Here is a 16344-nt window from a genome sequence, read left to right on the forward strand (position 1 = left end):
CGGGCCCCTTCCGTGGGCAATTCGGGCGATTCCGCGTCTGCTCGCCACGGTTGCTGCACGATGTCCACATGGGCGTTGATGTGGAGACCGACGTCGACGAAATCGCCGACGGTATCTACCGCTTCTCCACCTGGGTTCCCGGGATCACCGAACACGGCTTCACGTTCAACCAGTTCCTGCTGACCGGCGAGCAGCCGTTCCTGTTCCACTGCGGACACCGCTGGCTGTTCGCGCAGGTGTCGGGGGCCATCGCGAAAGTCATTCCGCTGAACACGCTGCGCTGGATCTCGTTTGCCCACGTCGAGGCCGACGAGTGCGGGGCGGTGAACCTGCTGCTGGACGCGGCGCCGCACGCCGAGGTCATCCACAGCGCGCTGGCCAACGCGTTGTCGCTGACCGACCTGTGCGATCGGCCGCCGGTGGCCGCACCGGACGCCGCCCACGACATCGGAGGCCACCGGCTGCGGTTTATCGCCACCCCGCACGTGCCGCACAACTGGGAAAGCGGCCTGTGGTTTGACGAGACCACCGCCACCCTGCTGGCCGGCGACCTGCTCGAGCACGCCGGACGTGTCCCGGCGCTGACCGAAAAAGATTGCGTGGCACCGGCGTTGGAAGCCGAGGCGCTGTTCCACGCCACCGGGCTGACCACCAGCCTGGCGCCCACCCTGGAGCGGCTGGCCCAGATGCAGCCGACCACGCTGGCGCTGATGCACGGCTCGTCGTTCACCGGTGACGGCGCCACCCAGCTGCGCGCCCTGTCCGCCGGTTTCACCGCACTGGCCGGGTAAACCCCTCGCCACGCGCGTCACCTTAGTCACTTCCATCACTTTTTGCGTACCCTGGAAGGCCGGTACGGATCGGTGTCAGGGAGCGGCGGGTGCGGGTATCGGATGGGGCAGGGCTGGCCGTGGTCGGCGCGTCGCTGCTGGCCGGCGCGTCGCTGCTGGCCGGATGCAGCTCGACCGTGGACGGTCAACCGGTCGCCTCCCCCGGCGCGGGCACGGCCACCGAACCGACCTTTCCCACTCCCCGGCCCGGCACGTCGCGGCCCGCGCCGCCGTCGCCGTCCCCGACCGCACCGGGCGGCGCCATCCCGCTGCCGCCGACCGCCAACGGCTACGTGTTCATCGAGACCAAATCCGGGAAGACCCGCTGCCAGATCGCCAGCGACAACGTCGGCTGCGAGGCGCAGTTCACCAACTCGCCGATCCAAGACGGCGCACACGCCAACGGGGTCAACGTCAGCGCCGACGGCGAGGTCCAATGGGTACTGGGCAATCTCGGCGCCATCCCCACCGTCACCATCGACTACCGCACCTACGATGCGCAGGGCTGGACGATCGCCGCGAACGTCGACGGCACCCGGTTCACCAACAACCGCACCGGCCACGGGATGTTCGTCAGCATCGACAACGTCGAGACGTTCTAACCTAACCCTCGTGGACTTTCGGGTATTCGTTGAACCGCAGCAGGGCGCCAGCTACGCCGACCAACTCCGGGTCGCCCAAACCGCAGAAAAAACCGGGTTCTCCGCTTTTTTCCGATCCGATCACTACGTGGCGATGAGCGGCGACGGGCTGCCCGGCCCCACCGACTCCTGGGTGACGCTGGGCGGGATCGCCCGCGAAACCTCCTCGATTCGGCTGGGCACGTTGGTCAGCTCGGCGACATTCCGCGGGCCCGGGCCGCTGGCCATTTCGGTCGCCCAGGTCGACGAGATGAGCGACGGCCGAGTGGAATTCGGCTTGGGCGCGGGGTGGTTCGAGCGCGAGCATCGGGCCTACGGCATCCCGTTCCCGCCGTTGGGTCGGCGTTTTGACCGGCTGGCCGAGCAACTCGACATCATCACCGGGCTGTGGACCACGCCGGCCGGCCGAACCTTCGACTACGCCGGCGACCACTACACGCTGACCGAGTCCCCGGCGCTGCCGAAACCGGTGCAGCGCCCGCACCCGCCCATCGTCATCGGCGGCCTGGGCGCGACCCGGACCCCGGCACTAGCCGCGAAGTTCGCCGCCGAGTTCAATGTGCCGTTCGCGCCGCTGGACGCGGTGCGCACCCAGTTTGAGCGGGTGCAGACCGCCGTCGCGTCCGCCGGCCGGTCCCCCGACGCGGTGGTCTACTCGGCCTCGTTCGTGGTGTGCGCCGGACGGGACACCGCCGAGATCACCCGGCGCGCCGCAGCCATCGGCCGCGACCTCGACGAGCTGCGGCGGAACTCCCCGCTGGTGGGGACGCCGGGAGAGATCGTCGACCGGCTGGGCCCGTTCACCCAGGCCGGCGTGCAGCGCGTGTACCTGCAGGTGCTCGACCTGGCCGATCTCGATCACCTGGAATTGTTCGCCGCCGAGGTGCTGCGCCAACTCGGTTGACAGGGCGGTTCCAGGCCCTGTTGCGCGCCCCCGCCCGCCGCAGCCGCTAGCATCGGTCGGGTGGCGCGCTACGGCCCTACCGATAACCCTGGCAACGAGCCGACCGAGTCGGCTGGGTACGGCGGTGGAAGGCCGCCCCACCCCGGTCCGCCGCCGGTTCCGCCCGGACCCCGCACGGGTCCCCCGCCGAGCCCGCCGGGTCCCCCCGGCAGCCTCGGCAACCAGCCGACCCAGTGGGGCAATTACAGCGGCGGCCAGCAGCAACCGCCCTCCGGCTACGGCCAGCAGCCGCCCGGCCCCCCGGATTACTCGCAAGCTCCCGGCCAGCCGGAGACCACCGACCCGCTGGCCGCCGGCGACTCCGGCCAGCCCCCGCAGACCCCGTGGTACCGCAAGCCCGCGGCGCTAATCGGCTGGCTGGTGCTGGTCGTGATCCTGCTCGCGGTGGTGGTCTACGGCATCATTCAGCTGACGGCCGGCGGGCCCGCCCCCAGCACGCCGACCAGCAGCACGACGTCGACGACCACGACCACGTCGACCACCACGAGCAGCGCCACCACCACGACGACGACCACGTCGGAGGAGAGCAGCGAAGAGGCCCCGCCGCCGAGTCCGCCCGACCAGGGCGGGGCGCCCCCACCACCGCCGCAGGCCCCGCCGAGCGAGCCGGGACACCACCTTCCGCACATTCCGTCGGTTGTCACGATTCCGCCGATCCCGCACGCACCCGAGGTGCCGACGGTGATCACGCTGCCGCCGCATCACTGACGCGGCGGCGCCAGCTCGGCGTCCGTGTCGCGTCGGGGTTTGCGCGACGGGCGGCCCTACCATCGATCCGTGGAGCGCTACGGACCTCCCGACGACCCGAGTAACGAGCCGACCAGGTACGCCAACTACGGGATCGGGCCGGAGGAGCAGTACGGCTACGGCACGCCGGCCGACGACTACCGCGCGCCCCGCGCAGAACCGCCCGCCGAAGTGCCACGCACGCCGTGGTACCTCAAGCCCGCGGTATTGATGGGCTGGGGTGTGCTGGTCACCCTGTTACTCGGGGCCGTGGTTTGGGGGATCGTGCAGTTGATGAGCCGCGACACCGGCGGCTCCACGTCCACCACCACCTCCTCGACCACCACCACGACGACCAGCAGCACCGCACCCACCAGCACCACCGCACCGGCGGCTCCGGCGCCGACGACCACGACGACAACGACCACCACCACGGAACCGACTACGACGACGGACACCACCACAACCTCGGACACCACCACCAGCACGTCGGACACCACCACCGCGCCGACCACCACCAGCACCAGCGCACCGGGCGCCTTTCAGCTCCCGCATATGCCCTCGCAGATCACGTTGCCGCCGGTACCGACCGTCATCAATTCGCCGGGGAACTAAAGCGACGCGACCGCCGGCGTGTGGTGCACACACGCCCGCTCAACACCGTTGATGACCGCGGCGCATCCCGTCGTTAAGGTGGGAAACCGGTCGCCCCGACCGCCAGCCAACCACGGGAGTGCGCAATGACCGACTCGCTCGGCCTGTCGATCGGCACCACCAACCTGGTGGCGGCGCGGGCGGGCCGCCCGCCGGTATCGCGGCGCGCGGTGTTGACGTTGTTCGACCGCCGAGCACCCGAAGTCGGCGTGCCCGAAGACAACCCGAACCTCACCGAACCCGGACTGGTGCTGCGCGGATTCGTCGAGCGGGTCGGCGACCCGGTGCCGTTGGTCGCCGCCGACGGGTCCAGCCACCGCGGTGAGCAGTTGCTGGCCGAAGCCCTCGACGCGCTGGCCCGCACCGCGGGCTCCCCCACGCCGGTGGCGGTCGCGGTCCCCGCGCACTGGGGGCCGCGCCCGGTCGCCGCGCTGCGCGCCGCGCTGCCCGGCAAGCTCGGGCTCAGGGCCCAGGACGCCCCGCCGCTGATCTCCGACGCGGCGGCCGCCGTCGCGGCGCTGTACGCCGAACCGGGGCTGCCCACCCGGGGTGTGGTGGCGCTGTGCGATTTCGGCGGCACCGGCAGCAGCGTCACACTCGTCGACGCCGCCGCCAACTTCGCCCCCATCGCCGAAACCGTGCGCTACGCAGAGTTTTCCGGTGATCGGGTCGATGAGGCCATCGTCAACCACGTGCTGGCCGGTATCCGCAGCGACACCGACCCGGCCAGCACCGCAGCCGTCGGATCGCTGACCCGGCTGCGCGGTCAGTGCCGACGGGCCAAGGAACGGCTGTCCGCGGAACCCGCGGCCACGGTCCCCGTCGAGTTGCCGGGATACGCCGGCGAGGTGCAGTTGACCCGCCGCGAGTTGGACGCCTTGATCGCCGGGCCGCTCGACGGGTTCCTCAACGCCGTCAGCGACGCGTTGGGGCGCAGCAGAATCCGGCCGGGTGAGCTGACGGCGGTGGCGACCGTCGGGGGCGGCGCCAGCATGCCACTGATCGGCGCGCGGCTGACCGAGCGGCTGCGGGTGCCGGTGGTCACCACCCCGCAGCCCGCGTTCAGCGCCGCCGTCGGCGCCGGCATCCTCGCCGAACAGGGCCCGCCGGCCGGCCTGGCCACCGCCGCCGAGGCCAGCGCCCCCACCGGGCTGAGCCCCGTCGCGGACACCCCGACCAGCATGAACCCGACCAGCCTGGCGCCGGCGGCCTGGGCCGCCGGGGCGCCCCCGACCGAGGCCATGCCCGACGCACGCAAATCCGCGGCGGTTCCGGAGCTGGCCTGGTCCCAGGACGACTCGGCCGGCGGCGAACCGGTGCCGTATTCCGGTGAGGACTACACCTTCACCGCGCCGGACACCGCCGAACGGTTCGGGGGCGCCGCGGACACCGACTACCCCGAACCGGAACCGTTGGCCTGGTACAAGCGGCCGGTCGTGATCTTCGGTCTGGCCGCCGCCCTGCTGCTGGCCGCCTCCGGCGGGCTGGCCTACACCCTGTCCGGCAGCAGCAGCCCGTCGGAGACCCACACCAGCGTCCCCGGTGAGCCCACCGACGGCGGCACGCCGTCCGAAGCCCCGCCACCCACCGTCGTGACCGTGACCCAACCCAACGGCGACACCTCGCTGTCCACGGTTCCGCCGCCGCCACCACCGAGCAGCGACGAGTCGACGACCCCGTCCACCACGACGACCGAGTCGACCACCACGACCACCACCCAGCCGACCACCACCACCACGCAGCCCACCACCACGACGCAGCAGCCGACCACCACCACCCAGGCGCCCACCACCACCCAGGCGCCGACCACGACTCAGCCGCCGCAGACCACCGCCACAGCGCCGCAAACCACCGCCGGCGCCACCGGCGAGTAGGACCGCGGCTTTTTCGCGATAACCCCGGCTCATCGGGTCGACACCCGGCACACTCAGCGACAGGGCACGCCCGTCGGGCAAGTTAGGGCAACCTTTGTCGCGGGCTAGCACCGGAAGATGTCACTATGGGCAGGCTGAGCAGGGAACTGATTAAGTTACCGGCCAGTAACATGTGATTAGTTACCGTTGAGTAACTTCGGGATTGGAGAGACGCTCCGTGACCACACAGATGCTGATCAGACTGGTTGTCGGCCTGGGCATGACGGCCGTCATACTGGCGCTGTCCGGCCGGCGGATCCTGTGGCTGGCCAAGCTGGTCCTGTCCGGGCAGCCGGTGAGCGGACGCACCGACGAGGTCGGTGTGCGCCTGCAGACGGAGGTCACCGAGGTCGCCGGGCAGCGCAAGCTGCTCAAGTGGACCATCCCCGGCCTCGCGCACTTCTTCACCATGTGGGCGTTCTTCGTGCTGCTGACCGTCTACATCGAGGCCTACGGGTTCCTGTTCGATGACCACTTCCACATCCCGATCATCGGGACCTGGCCGGTGCTGGGTTTCCTGCAGGACTTCTTCATCGTCGCGGTGACGATCGGTATCGCGACCTTCGCGGTCATCCGGGTCATCCGCAACCCGAAGGAACTGGGCCGCGCGTCGCGGTTCTACGGCTCGCACAACGGCGGTGCCTGGCTGATCCTGTTCATGATCTTCAACGTCGTGTGGAGCTATGTGCTGGTGCGGGGTTCCGCGGTCAACAACGGCACGCTGCCTTACCACAGTGGCGCGTTCGCCTCGGAGATGTTCGGCAGATGGTTCTCGGGTTTCAGCCCGACGGTCAACGAGTGGATCGAGACCATCGGCCTGTTGCTGCACATCGGGATCATGCTGGCGTTCCTGATCATCGTGCTGCACTCCAAGCACCTGCACATCTTCCTGGCGCCGATCAACGTCGCGTTCAAGCGGCTGCCCAATGGGTTGGGCCCGCTGCTGCCGATGGAGTACGAGGGCAAGCCCATCGACTTCGAGGACCCGCCGGAGGACGCGGTGTTCGGCCGCGGCAAGATCGACGACTTCACCTGGAAGGGCATGCTCGACTTCGCCACCTGCACCGAGTGCGGGCGGTGCCAGTCGCAGTGTCCGGCCTGGAACACCGGCAAGCCGCTGTCGCCGAAGTTGCTGATCATGGACCTGCGCGACCACTGGATGGCCAAGGCCCCGTACCTGCTTGGTAACAAGGACGCGCCGGCCATGGACATCGACTTGACCGACGCCAAGCCGCTGGCCGGTCACCACGTGCCGGAGAAGGGTTTCGAGCGCATCGGCGGCTCGGGTCCCGAGCAGGCCGCCCGGCCGCTGGTCGGCACCGCCGAGCAGGGCGGGGTCATCGACCCCGACGTGCTGTGGTCGTGCACCACGTGTGGGGCGTGCGTCGAGCAGTGCCCGGTGGACATCGAGCACATCGACCACATCCTCGACATGCGCCGCTACCAGGTGCTGGTGGAGTCGGAGTTCCCCACCGAGCTGTCGGTGCTGTTCAAGAACCTGGAGACCAAGGGCAACCCGTGGGGTCAAAACGCCAAGGACCGCACCAACTGGATCGACGAGGTGGACTTCGACGTCCCGGTCTACGGCCAAGACGTCGAAAGCTTCGACGGCTACGAGTACCTGTTCTGGGTGGGCTGCGCCGGGGCGTACGAGGACCGGGCGAAGAAGACCACCAAGGCGGTCGCCGAGTTGCTGGCCGTGGCCGGGGTGAAGTTCCTGGTGCTGGGGACCGGGGAAACCTGTAACGGTGACTCGGCGCGCCGCTCCGGCAACGAGTTCCTGTTCCAGCAGCTCGCCGCCCAGAACGTCGAGACCCTCGACGAGCTGTTCGAGGGCCGCGAACAAGCCGAGCGCAAGGTCATCACCAGCTGCCCGCACTGCTTCAACACCATCGGCCGGGAATACCCGCAGCTGGGCGGCAACTACACGGTGCTGCACCACACCCAGCTGCTCAACCGGCTGGTCCGGGACAAGAAGCTGATTCCCGTCACCCCTGTTTCTCAGGACATCACCTACCACGACCCGTGCTACCTGGGCCGGCACAACAAGGAGTACGCGGCGCCGCGTGAGCTGGTGAACGCCTCCGGCGCCAACCTGGTGGAGATGCCGCGGCACGCCGACCGCGGCCTGTGCTGCGGTGCCGGCGGTGCCCGGATGTGGATGGAAGAGCACATCGGCAAGCGGGTCAACCACGAGCGGGTCGACGAGGCGCTGGCCACCAGCGCCACCACCATCGCCACCGCCTGCCCGTTCTGCCGGGTGATGATCACCGACGGGGTCGACGACCGCGCCGAGGCCGCCGGCCGCGACAACGTGGAGATCCGCGACGTGGCGCAGCTGCTGTTGGAGTCCCTGGACCGCAGCACGGTGACGCTGCCGGCCAAGGGCGCCGCGGCCGAAGAGGCGGCCGCCAAGGCCGCGGCCGCGCCGGCTCCCACCGAAGCCCCCGCCAAGGAGGAGCCCGCCAAGGAGGAGGCGAAGGCGGCGGCTCCCGAAGCGCCGGCCAAGGCCGCGGCCCCGGTCAAGGGCCTGGGTATGGCCGGTGGCGCCAAACGCCCCGGCGCCAAGAAGGCGGCCCCGGCGGCGGCCCAGCCGGCCGAGAAGCCGGCCGAGGAGGCCAAGGCACCGGCGCCCGCCAAGGGGTTGGGCCTGGCCTCCGGCGCCAAGCGACCCGGCGCCAAGAAGACGGCCGCGAAACCCGCTGCCGCCGAACCGGCCAGCACCGCGACTGAACCGGCCAGCACCGCCAGCGAGCCGGCCAGCACCGCGGCCGAGCCCAAGGCGCAGGCCCCGGTCAAGGGGCTGGGTCTGGCCGCCGGCGCCAAACGCCCCGGCGCCAAGAAGGCCGCCCCGGCACCGTCGAAGCCGGCCGCCGAACCGGCTGAGGAGGCCAAGGCACCCGCCGAGGGCGATGGTGAGGCGGCCGCACCCAAGCCCGAGACGCCGGCCAAGGGCCTGGGGATCGCCAAGGGAGCCCGCCCGCCGGGCAAACGCTGAAACAGCAAGTCAGGGCCGCGCGTGGCACGCCAGCGCGGCCCTGACTTGTAGTTCGGCAAATTTTCAGTGGACAGCCATGGCACCATGGTGGTCGTGACTACTCACCAGCTGCCGTGGCATACCACCGGGCATCAGCAGCGGCAGCGCACGTTCGCGCAGTCCAGCAAGCTGCAGGACGTCCTCTACGAGATCCGCGGCCCGGTCCACGCGCAGGCCTCGCGGATGGAGGCCGAGGGTCACCGCATCCTCAAACTCAACATCGGCAACCCGGCGCCGTTCGGCTTCGACGCGCCCGACGTGATCATGCGCGACATGATCCAGGCGCTGCCGTACGCCCAGGGCTACTCCGACTCGCAGGGCATCCTGCCAGCCCGGCGCGCGGTGGTCACCCGCTACGAACTCGTCGACGGCTTCCCCCGCTTGGACGTCGACGACGTCTACCTGGGCAACGGGGTCTCCGAGCTGATCACCATGACGCTGCAGGCGCTGCTGGACAACGGTGATCAGGTGCTGATCCCGGCCCCGGACTACCCGCTGTGGACGGCGTCGACCTCGCTGGCCGGCGGCACCCCAGTGCATTACCTGTGCGACGAAACCCAGGGCTGGCAGCCCGATATCGCCGACCTGGAGTCCAAGATCACCGAGCGCACCAAGGCGTTGGTGGTGATCAACCCCAACAACCCGACCGGGGCGGTGTACGGCCGCGAAATCCTGTCCCAGATCGCCGATCTGGCCCGCAAGCATCAGCTGCTGCTGCTCGCCGACGAGATCTACGACAAGATCCTCTACGACGACGCGCAGCACATCAGCCTCGCCTCGCTGGCCCCGGACGTGTTGTGCCTGACCTTCAATGGCCTGTCCAAGGCCTACCGGGTCGCCGGCTACCGGGCCGGCTGGCTGGCGATCACCGGCCCTAAGGAGCACGCCAGCAGCTTCCTGGAGGGCATCAACTTGTTGGCGAATATGCGGTTGTGCCCGAATGTTCCGGCCCAGCACGCGATCCAGGTGGCGCTGGGCGGGCACCAGAGCATCGAGGACCTGGTACTGCCGGGCGGTCGGCTGCTGGAGCAGCGCGACGTCGCCTGGGCCAAACTCAACGAGATCCCCGGGGTGTCGTGCGTGAAACCGGCGGGCGCCCTCTACGCGTTCCCGCGGCTAGACCCCGAGGTCCACGACATCGCCGACGACGAACAGCTGGTGCTCGACCTGCTGCTGCAGGAGAAGATCCTGGTCACCCAGGGCACCGGATTCAATTGGCCCGCCCCGGATCACCTGCGCATCGTGACGCTGCCGTGGTCGCGGGACCTGTCCCAGGCCATCGAGCGGCTGGGCAACTTCCTGGCCAGCTACCGCCAGTAGCCCGCTTTTACGCCGAGCCTGGACCCCTGGGCCTCGTCGCTCGCCGAGCGGCACTCTGACGACGCTTCAGCGGCGTGTCCCGTCGTGAGAGTGCCACTCGCCGCGGAGACTGCCACCCGCGCACGCGTGGACGGGAATCGCGTGGGAGACCACGCCGATACCCCAGCCGAGGATCGGCCAGACGGGCCAGAAGTACCACGCACCGACGGTTACCGCGGTTGCCAGCCAGATGCCAATCATCAGCAGGGACACCGCCAGGTAGGCGAGCAGGTGAATCTGCACGCCGCGCCGGGCGGCCGCGTGCCGCGCGGCGCGGCGGTTCGGATCCCGCCGGCTGATCCGCGCGATGGGCACATCCGCGAGTAGCTCATTGAGCCCACCGGTGGTCTGAGCCTCAAACGCCCGGCTCACTCGCGTCTCGTATTCCGCCATCGAGAGGTATCCCTGACTCATCGCCTGCCCGAGAATGGCGGCGGTGCGTTCCCGCTCCGGATCGCCGACCCGCAGGGCGGCATCGGCCGTCGAGCGTAGGCGCGGTACCGATGACATTACTGAACTCGTGGACATTTCGACTCCGTTGACAGTTGATACTCGATCTGCCGCTTCGAGCGGCATTCCCACGACCGGTCACCGGCGTGTCGCGTCGTGAGAGTGCCACTCGCGGTCACGGCAGCTTCTATTGCCCGCTGGGCACCCAGTTGCCGTGGAAACCCGCGGGGACGCGGTGCGGGAGGTGGATGCTGGCGACGGTCTCCATCGTCGCCGCGTCCAGGATGGCCAGGTCGCTGCGATCGGTCGCGCTGTCGTAGACGAAGCCCATCAGCACGCCGTCATCCTCGGCGGAGTCCGACGCAGAGGGATGGAACACGAACTCGCCTAGCTGTTTTCCGTCACCGAACGAGCGCGCCGCCGTCGACCCACCGACCAGGTCGTGTTTGAGCAGCGACGACGCGTCGTCACCGAAGCCGACCGAATACCCGAACCGGTGCCGCTTGCCGACCCGGCGCTCATCGACCCGCGGGAACTCCTGGCTCCGGTCGTCGAAGCGGGACTCCCGCACCTTGCCGTCGGCCAGATCCACCGTCCAGCGGTCCAGGGTGGGCGGGCCTTCGGCCGGACCGCGCAGCTCGGTGTCGAACATCTTCGGGTGCCGCACCACGTCGAGCACGATGGTGTCGCCGTCGTCGTAGGCGTTCATGGGGTGGAACACGTAGCAGGGTTCGATGTCGAACCACCGGACGTCGCCATTGCCACCGTCGCGGGGCATCACCCCCACCCGGGCCGGGTATTTCGGGTTCCACCGATACGGCATGGTGCGGATGCTGCTTTTCGGCATCGGCAGCCGGGCGGTGATCGGGTCGGGGATGCGGACCCGCCCAATCAGGGCGTTCAGGATCAGCCGCACCGGCAGCCGCAATCCGCGCGGCGCGGTGCCCTCGGCGACCTGACGCGCGTCGAACGTCACCGGCAGGTCGTAGAACACGACGTGGTTTTCGGTCAGCGAGAAATCGTGCATCATCGGCGAACCGGTCACCTCGACGTCGACGGTGCGGCGGGCCCGACCGTCGGCGCCGATGACCGAGTACTGCACGGTGTTGCCGCGGTTGAACGCGTACGACACGGCGTGCAGTTCACCGGTGTCGGGGTCGCGTTTGGGGTGCGCGGTGTAGCCGCCGGGCAGCGTGCCGTCGAAATCGCAGGCGCCGACGGTGTCGAGTTCCTCGGTCAGCTCGTAGCAGGAGATGCCCCCTTCGACCAGCGCGAAGGTGCGTCCGGCGTGCCCGATCACGTTGGTGTTGGCGCCGATTCCCGACGCCCCGACGTGCCGGCCGGCCGGCGGTTGTTCACCGAGGGCGGCGGCGGTCAGCGGCCCGCGCACGTAGCGGTTGCGGTACCACTCGGCGTTGCCGTCGCGGAGCCGCACCCCGTGCACCATGCCGTCCCCGATGAACCAGTGGTAGACGGCCGGGTCGATTTCGCCGACCGGGTTGGGCCCGTTACGCAGGTAGCGCCCGTCCAAGTAGTCCGGGATCGTCCCGGTCACGTCCAGATCGGTGAGGGTGTGCTCCTGGGCGATCGGCGCGTACCCGCCTTCCAGGTAGGGATTGGTCATCTGGGCACCTCCTGGCCATAACGATGTTATTCGACATGTATAACACTGTTATGGCAGGATGGCAAGGGTGAATTTGAGTCCGCGTGAGCGCCTGATCGAGGCCGGGATGCGGCTGTTGGAAACCGACGGCCCCGAGGCGCTGCAGGCCCGCAAGGTCGCCGCCGAGATCGGCGCCTCGACGATGGCCGTCTACACCCACTTCGGCGGGATGAACGGCCTGCTGGAGGCGATCGTCGCGGCGTCATTCGAGCGGTTCGGCGCCGCGCTGGGTTCGGTGCCGGCGACCGACGACCCATTGGCCGACTTCCTGTTGCAGGGGTACGCCTACCGAGAGTTCGCGTTAGCCGATCCGCAGCGGTACCGGCTGATGTTCGGTCTGGCGTCACCGCAGCTGTTGCGCGCCCCCACCACGGAGATGCCCGTGGCGGCGGCCACATTCGGTCAACTCGTCACGGCGCTGGAGCGGATCCTGGCCACCGGCAGGATCCGCGCGGACGACGCCGTGGACCTGGCCGGGCGGGTGTGGAGCGTGATTCACGGCGTGGTGCTGTTGGAGCTTCGCGGCACCTTCGGGCACGACGGCCGCGCCCTCACCCACATCCTCGGACCGATGATCATCGACATGTTCGTCGGGATGGGCGACCGGCGTGAGGACGCCGAACGTTCGCTGCAGCGCGCCGCCGCGGCGATCGCCGGCGTGGGCTAATCACCGCCCAGCGTGAATACCACGACACGTCGGCGGCGTGTCGCGTCGTGACGTTCACGCTCGGCGAGGTGACGGCGCTCAGCGACGCTCCAACAACTCCAGCAGATAGTCGCCGTACCCGGATTTCAGCAGGGTGCGCGCACGCTCGGCCAGCTGCTCGTCGTCGATGAAACCCATCCGCCAGGCCACTTCCTCGGGGGTGCCGATCTTCAGGCCCTGCCGGCGCTCGATGGTGCGCACGTAGTCGCTGGCGTCCAGCAACGAATCGAATGTCCCGGTGTCCAGCCAGGCGGTGCCGCGGGCCAGCACCTCCACCGTGAGCCGGCCCTGGTTGAGGTAGGTCTGGTTGATCTCGGTGATCTCGTATTCGCCGCGCGCAGAAGGCCGTAACCCGCGAGCGATTTCGATGACGTCGTTGTCGTAGAAATACAGGCCGGGCACCGCGTAGTGGGATTTGGGGGTGGCCGGTTTCTCCTCCACCGACACCGCGATCCCGTCGGCGCCGAATTCGACCACCCCGTAGGCGGCCGGGTTGGCCACCCAGTAGGCGAAGATCGCACCGCCGCTGACGCTTTGGAAGCGGCTCAGGCTAGTGCCCAGACCGGGGCCGTAGAAGATGTTGTCCCCCAACACCAGTGCCACCGAGTCGGTGCCGATGTGATCGGCGCCGATGACGAACGCCTGCGCCAAGCCCTCGGGTCGGTCCTGGACCGCGTAGCTCAGGTTGATCCCGAACGCGGCGCCGTCGCCGAGCAACCGGTGAAAGTAGGGGGCGTCGTGGGCGGTGGTGATCACCTGGATGTCCCGAATGCCGGCCATCATCAGCGTGGACAGCGGATAGTAGATCATCGGCTTGTCGTAGACCGGCAGCAGCTGTTTGCTGATGCCCAGGGTGATCGGATAAAGCCGGGTTCCCGAGCCCCCGGCCAAGATGATCCCGCGCATGCGTTGAGCCTAAAGGGTGCTACTCGACGAGGTCGGCCTCGGTGAGATCGGTGGCGGTCAGCGCCGAGGCCAAGTCGTCGTGGCGGAAGATCGAGGTGACGTGGTCGTGCACCACCCGGAATGCGGCTGCCGCGGGGGTGCCTTCGGGGCCCTCGGGGAGCAGTTCGACCACCACGACGCCGTTGTGCACGTACATCCGGCCCAGTTCGGCGGTGATCTTCGCGGCGTCGGCCCACTCGCGCAGCGCCCGGTGGCCCTGCCCGGCGCCGTGCGCGTCGCCAACTTCGATGTCCTCGCTGGACAGCTTCAGCAGCGTGTCCAGGTCGGCGGTGGTCAGCGCGTCGTGCCAGGCCAGGACGGTGGCGATCTCCGATGTGGTCATGGTGTGAAACTACCGTGTGCCGATCAGAACGCCGTATGGCCGAGCCAGCTCTGCCACACGGCGAGGTCACCGAATACCTCGGCCTCGGTGTCGGTGACCGGGACCCGGCGCGACACCGCCAGCAGGAGGTCGGTGGCGCCGCCGCGGACCGCCACACTGCCCTTACCGTGCGAGTGGCCCCAGCCGAGGCGGCCGTCGGCGGCGCTGATCGTCCATTCACCCTGCTCCCCCAGCCCGGGGTCGGTGGCGTGCAGGTGCACGGTCTGATCCTCGGCCAGGGACGGCGCCTGCCCGCGTGCTACGGCCAGCGCTGTGGTCAGATCCAGCAGCTCGCTGAGGCCGTCGGCGGCCAGTTCGGGTGCGGCGGTGAAGGGCTGCCCCAGCGCCAGGGCGGCATCGGCCCGGTGCAGCAAAATCTCGTGGCAGCGGCGCCGTAACCACCAGGCGGCCGGGCGCGGTCCCAGAAACGTCCAGACCGGGGTGTCGGCGCCGGTCTTCTCGACGGCGTCGACCAGTTGCCGCGACCCCTCAGACAGCCAGGCGATCGCCGCGTCGGGGTCCTCCGGCGGTTTGCCCCCCTCGACGGTCCGGGGATCGACATCGCGCCGTTCGGCGACGATCTGCGCCGCCCAGCGTTCGCCGCGGCCGACGTGGCGGAACAGTTGTTTGAGGGTCCAGTCCGGGCAGGTCGGCACCGGCGTCGACGGGTCAGCGCCCCGGATCAGTTCGCCGAATGCCTTGTTCTCCCCGAGCAATGCCGCCGCAAAGTCCACGGGGGTCAGGTTACGCGCCGGCCCAGGCAGTGCACCCGCCAACCGGCGCGTTGCCAGCGCTGCACATCCAGGCAGTTGCGGCCGTCGACGATGACGCGGGCGCGTACCCGCTCGGCGAGTTCGTCGGGGTCGAGGTCGACGAACTCGGGCCACTCGGTGAGCACCAGCACCGCGTCCGCACGGTCGCAGGCCTCGGCCACCGAGACCGCGTAGCTCAGGGTGGGATACAGCCGGTGCGCGTTGTCCAACGCCTTCGGGTCGAAGACGTTGACGGTGGCACCGTTGAGCTGCAACTGGCCGGCGACGTTGAGCGCCGGCGAATCCCGCACATCGTCGGATTCGGGTTTGAACGCCGCGCCCAGCACGGCGATGTTGGCGCCCAGCAGTGAGCCGCCGCAGGCGGTGGTGGCCAGTTCCACCATCCGGGTGCGCCGCCGCATGTTGATGCTGTCCACCTCGCGCAGGAAGGTCAGCGCCTGGTCGGCGCCGAGTTCGCCGGCGCGGGCCATGAAGGCGCGGATGTCTTTGGGCAGGCAGCCGCCGCCGAAGCCGAGCCCGGCGTTGAGGAACTTGCGGCCGATGCGCGGGTCGTAGCCCAGCGCGTCGGCCAGCACGGTGACATCGGCGCCGGCCGCCTCGCACACCTCGGAGATCGCGTTAATGAATGAAATCTTGGTCGCCAGAAAGGCGTTCGCGGACACCTTGACCAGCTCCGCGGTCTGCAGATCGGTGACCAGCAGCGGCACACCCTCATCGAGCATCGGCGCATAAAGCTCGCGCAGGGCCGCTTCCGCGCAGGTCGAATCCGGCTGTATCCCAACGACGATGCGGTCCGGGTGCAAGGTGTCGTGCACCGCGAATCCTTCGCGCAAAAATTCCGGGTTCCAGGCCACTTCGACATCGACTCCCCCGAGCGCGAGCGCCCGGGCCCGGTCGGCCAACTCTGCGGCAGTGCCGACCGGCACGGTCGACTTGCCCACGATGACCGCCGAGCGGGTCAGCCGGGGCACCAGTTCGTCGATGACGGCGTGCACGTGGCGCAGGTCGGCGCCGTATTCGCCTTTCTTTTGCGGGGTGCCCACGCCGAGGAAGTGCACATCGGCAAACTCGGCGGCCATTTCGTAGTCGGTAGTGAACCGCAGTCGGCCGGCAGCGAGGTTGTCGGTCAACATCTTCCGCAGGCCCGGCTCGTAGAACGGGATATCACCGCCGGCCAGTTTGGCGACCTTACCGGGATCGATGTCGACGCCGATGACGTCGTGTCCGAGTTGCGCCATCCCGACCGCGTGGGTCGCTCCGAGGTAGCCCGTGCCGAAGACGGTGCATCGCATGCCTCCTGT

At 69.3% G+C, this 16344-nt stretch carries 15 protein-coding genes; 9 read left to right on the plus strand and 6 right to left on the minus strand.

The annotated features are described in order from the left end of the window. Positions 1-80 precede the first annotated feature (80 nt). From ACAG26_RS10695 to ACAG26_RS10730, 8 genes are all read left to right on the plus strand, one after another. Positions 81-791 (plus strand): MBL fold metallo-hydrolase, encoded by a 711-nt coding sequence (locus tag ACAG26_RS10695; protein ID WP_370482118.1) that lies wholly within the window; start codon positions 81-83, stop codon positions 789-791. 113 nt (positions 792-904) lie between these two features. Beyond that, positions 905-1432 (plus strand): hypothetical protein, encoded by a 528-nt coding sequence (locus ACAG26_RS10700; protein WP_370482120.1) that lies wholly within the window; start codon positions 905-907, stop codon positions 1430-1432. Between the two features lie 10 nt (positions 1433-1442). After that, a complete protein-coding gene (locus ACAG26_RS10705; RefSeq protein WP_370481944.1) occupies positions 1443-2375 on the plus strand; it encodes an LLM class F420-dependent oxidoreductase in 933 nt (310 codons plus the stop codon). A gap of 60 nt (positions 2376-2435) precedes the next feature. Then, positions 2436-3143 carry a hypothetical protein gene (locus ACAG26_RS10710; RefSeq protein ID WP_370481946.1) on the plus strand — a complete coding sequence of 236 codons (708 nt, stop codon included), beginning with the start codon at positions 2436-2438 and terminating at the stop codon, positions 3141-3143. Between the two features lie 69 nt (positions 3144-3212). Next, positions 3213-3776 carry an oligopeptide transporter substrate-binding protein gene (locus ACAG26_RS10715; RefSeq protein WP_370481948.1) on the plus strand — a complete coding sequence of 188 codons (564 nt, stop codon included), beginning with the start codon at positions 3213-3215 and terminating at the stop codon, positions 3774-3776. A 125-nt stretch (positions 3777-3901) separates the two neighbouring features. Then, positions 3902-5689, plus strand: coding sequence for an Hsp70 family protein (locus ACAG26_RS10720; RefSeq protein WP_370481950.1), 1788 nt, complete (start codon positions 3902-3904; stop codon positions 5687-5689). A 217-nt stretch (positions 5690-5906) separates the two neighbouring features. Then, complete coding sequence (locus ACAG26_RS10725; RefSeq protein ID WP_370481952.1) at positions 5907-8726, plus strand: heterodisulfide reductase-related iron-sulfur binding cluster; 2820 nt, start codon at positions 5907-5909, stop codon at positions 8724-8726. Between the two features lie 66 nt (positions 8727-8792). Then, positions 8793-10085 (plus strand): pyridoxal phosphate-dependent aminotransferase, encoded by a 1293-nt coding sequence (locus ACAG26_RS10730; RefSeq protein ID WP_370481954.1) that lies wholly within the window; start codon positions 8793-8795, stop codon positions 10083-10085. A 66-nt stretch (positions 10086-10151) separates the two neighbouring features. Here ACAG26_RS10730 and ACAG26_RS10735 read toward each other — a convergent pair whose 3' ends face one another. Both ACAG26_RS10735 and ACAG26_RS10740 read right to left on the minus strand, forming a co-directional pair. Further along, entirely contained in the window at positions 10152-10652 is a 501-nt protein-coding gene (locus ACAG26_RS10735) for a DUF1707 domain-containing protein (protein WP_370481956.1), read from the minus strand. Between the two features lie 109 nt (positions 10653-10761). Then, entirely contained in the window at positions 10762-12198 is a 1437-nt protein-coding gene (locus ACAG26_RS10740) for a carotenoid oxygenase family protein (RefSeq protein WP_370481957.1), read from the minus strand. Between the two features lie 67 nt (positions 12199-12265). On the opposite strand from ACAG26_RS10740, the gene ACAG26_RS10745 reads away from it, so the two are divergent. Then, entirely contained in the window at positions 12266-12904 is a 639-nt protein-coding gene (locus ACAG26_RS10745) for a TetR/AcrR family transcriptional regulator (RefSeq protein WP_370481959.1), read from the plus strand. A 78-nt stretch (positions 12905-12982) separates the two neighbouring features. On the opposite strand, the gene rfbA is transcribed toward ACAG26_RS10745, so the two are convergent. From rfbA to ACAG26_RS10765, 4 genes are read right to left on the minus strand one after another with little or no spacing between them, the layout of a single operon-like run. Continuing rightward, positions 12983-13849 carry a glucose-1-phosphate thymidylyltransferase RfbA gene (gene rfbA, locus ACAG26_RS10750; RefSeq protein WP_370481960.1) on the minus strand — a complete coding sequence of 289 codons (867 nt, stop codon included), beginning with the start codon at positions 13847-13849 and terminating at the stop codon, positions 12983-12985. 19 nt (positions 13850-13868) lie between these two features. Beyond that, positions 13869-14231 carry a nuclear transport factor 2 family protein gene (locus ACAG26_RS10755; protein WP_370481962.1) on the minus strand — a complete coding sequence of 121 codons (363 nt, stop codon included), beginning with the start codon at positions 14229-14231 and terminating at the stop codon, positions 13869-13871. 23 nt (positions 14232-14254) lie between these two features. Continuing rightward, positions 14255-15004 carry a maleylpyruvate isomerase family mycothiol-dependent enzyme gene (locus tag ACAG26_RS10760; RefSeq protein WP_370481964.1) on the minus strand — a complete coding sequence of 250 codons (750 nt, stop codon included), beginning with the start codon at positions 15002-15004 and terminating at the stop codon, positions 14255-14257. 5 nt (positions 15005-15009) lie between these two features. After that, complete coding sequence (locus tag ACAG26_RS10765; RefSeq protein WP_370481966.1) at positions 15010-16335, minus strand: UDP-glucose/GDP-mannose dehydrogenase family protein; 1326 nt, start codon at positions 16333-16335, stop codon at positions 15010-15012. Positions 16336-16344 lie beyond the last annotated feature (9 nt).

Source organism: Mycobacterium sp. pUA109 (genome assembly GCF_041287095.1).
Classification (GTDB): Bacteria; Actinomycetota; Actinomycetes; order Mycobacteriales; family Mycobacteriaceae; genus Mycobacterium.

Excerpts from the sequence above, each read along its gene's own strand:
- ACAG26_RS10720 (WP_370481950.1), top strand. The coding sequence starts at position 3,902 with ATGACCGACTCGCTCGGCCTGTCGATCGGCACCACCAACCTGGTGGCG.
- ACAG26_RS10735 (WP_370481956.1), bottom strand. The coding sequence starts at position 10,652 with ATGTCCACGAGTTCAGTAATGTCATCGGTACCGCGCCTACGCTCGACG.
- ACAG26_RS10740 (WP_370481957.1), bottom strand. The coding sequence starts at position 12,198 with ATGACCAATCCCTACCTGGAAGGCGGGTACGCGCCGATCGCCCAGGAG.
- rfbA (WP_370481960.1), bottom strand. The coding sequence starts at position 13,849 with ATGCGCGGGATCATCTTGGCCGGGGGCTCGGGAACCCGGCTTTATCCG.
- ACAG26_RS10755 (WP_370481962.1), bottom strand. The coding sequence starts at position 14,231 with ATGACCACATCGGAGATCGCCACCGTCCTGGCCTGGCACGACGCGCTG.
- ACAG26_RS10765 (WP_370481966.1), bottom strand. The coding sequence starts at position 16,335 with ATGCGATGCACCGTCTTCGGCACGGGCTACCTCGGAGCGACCCACGCG.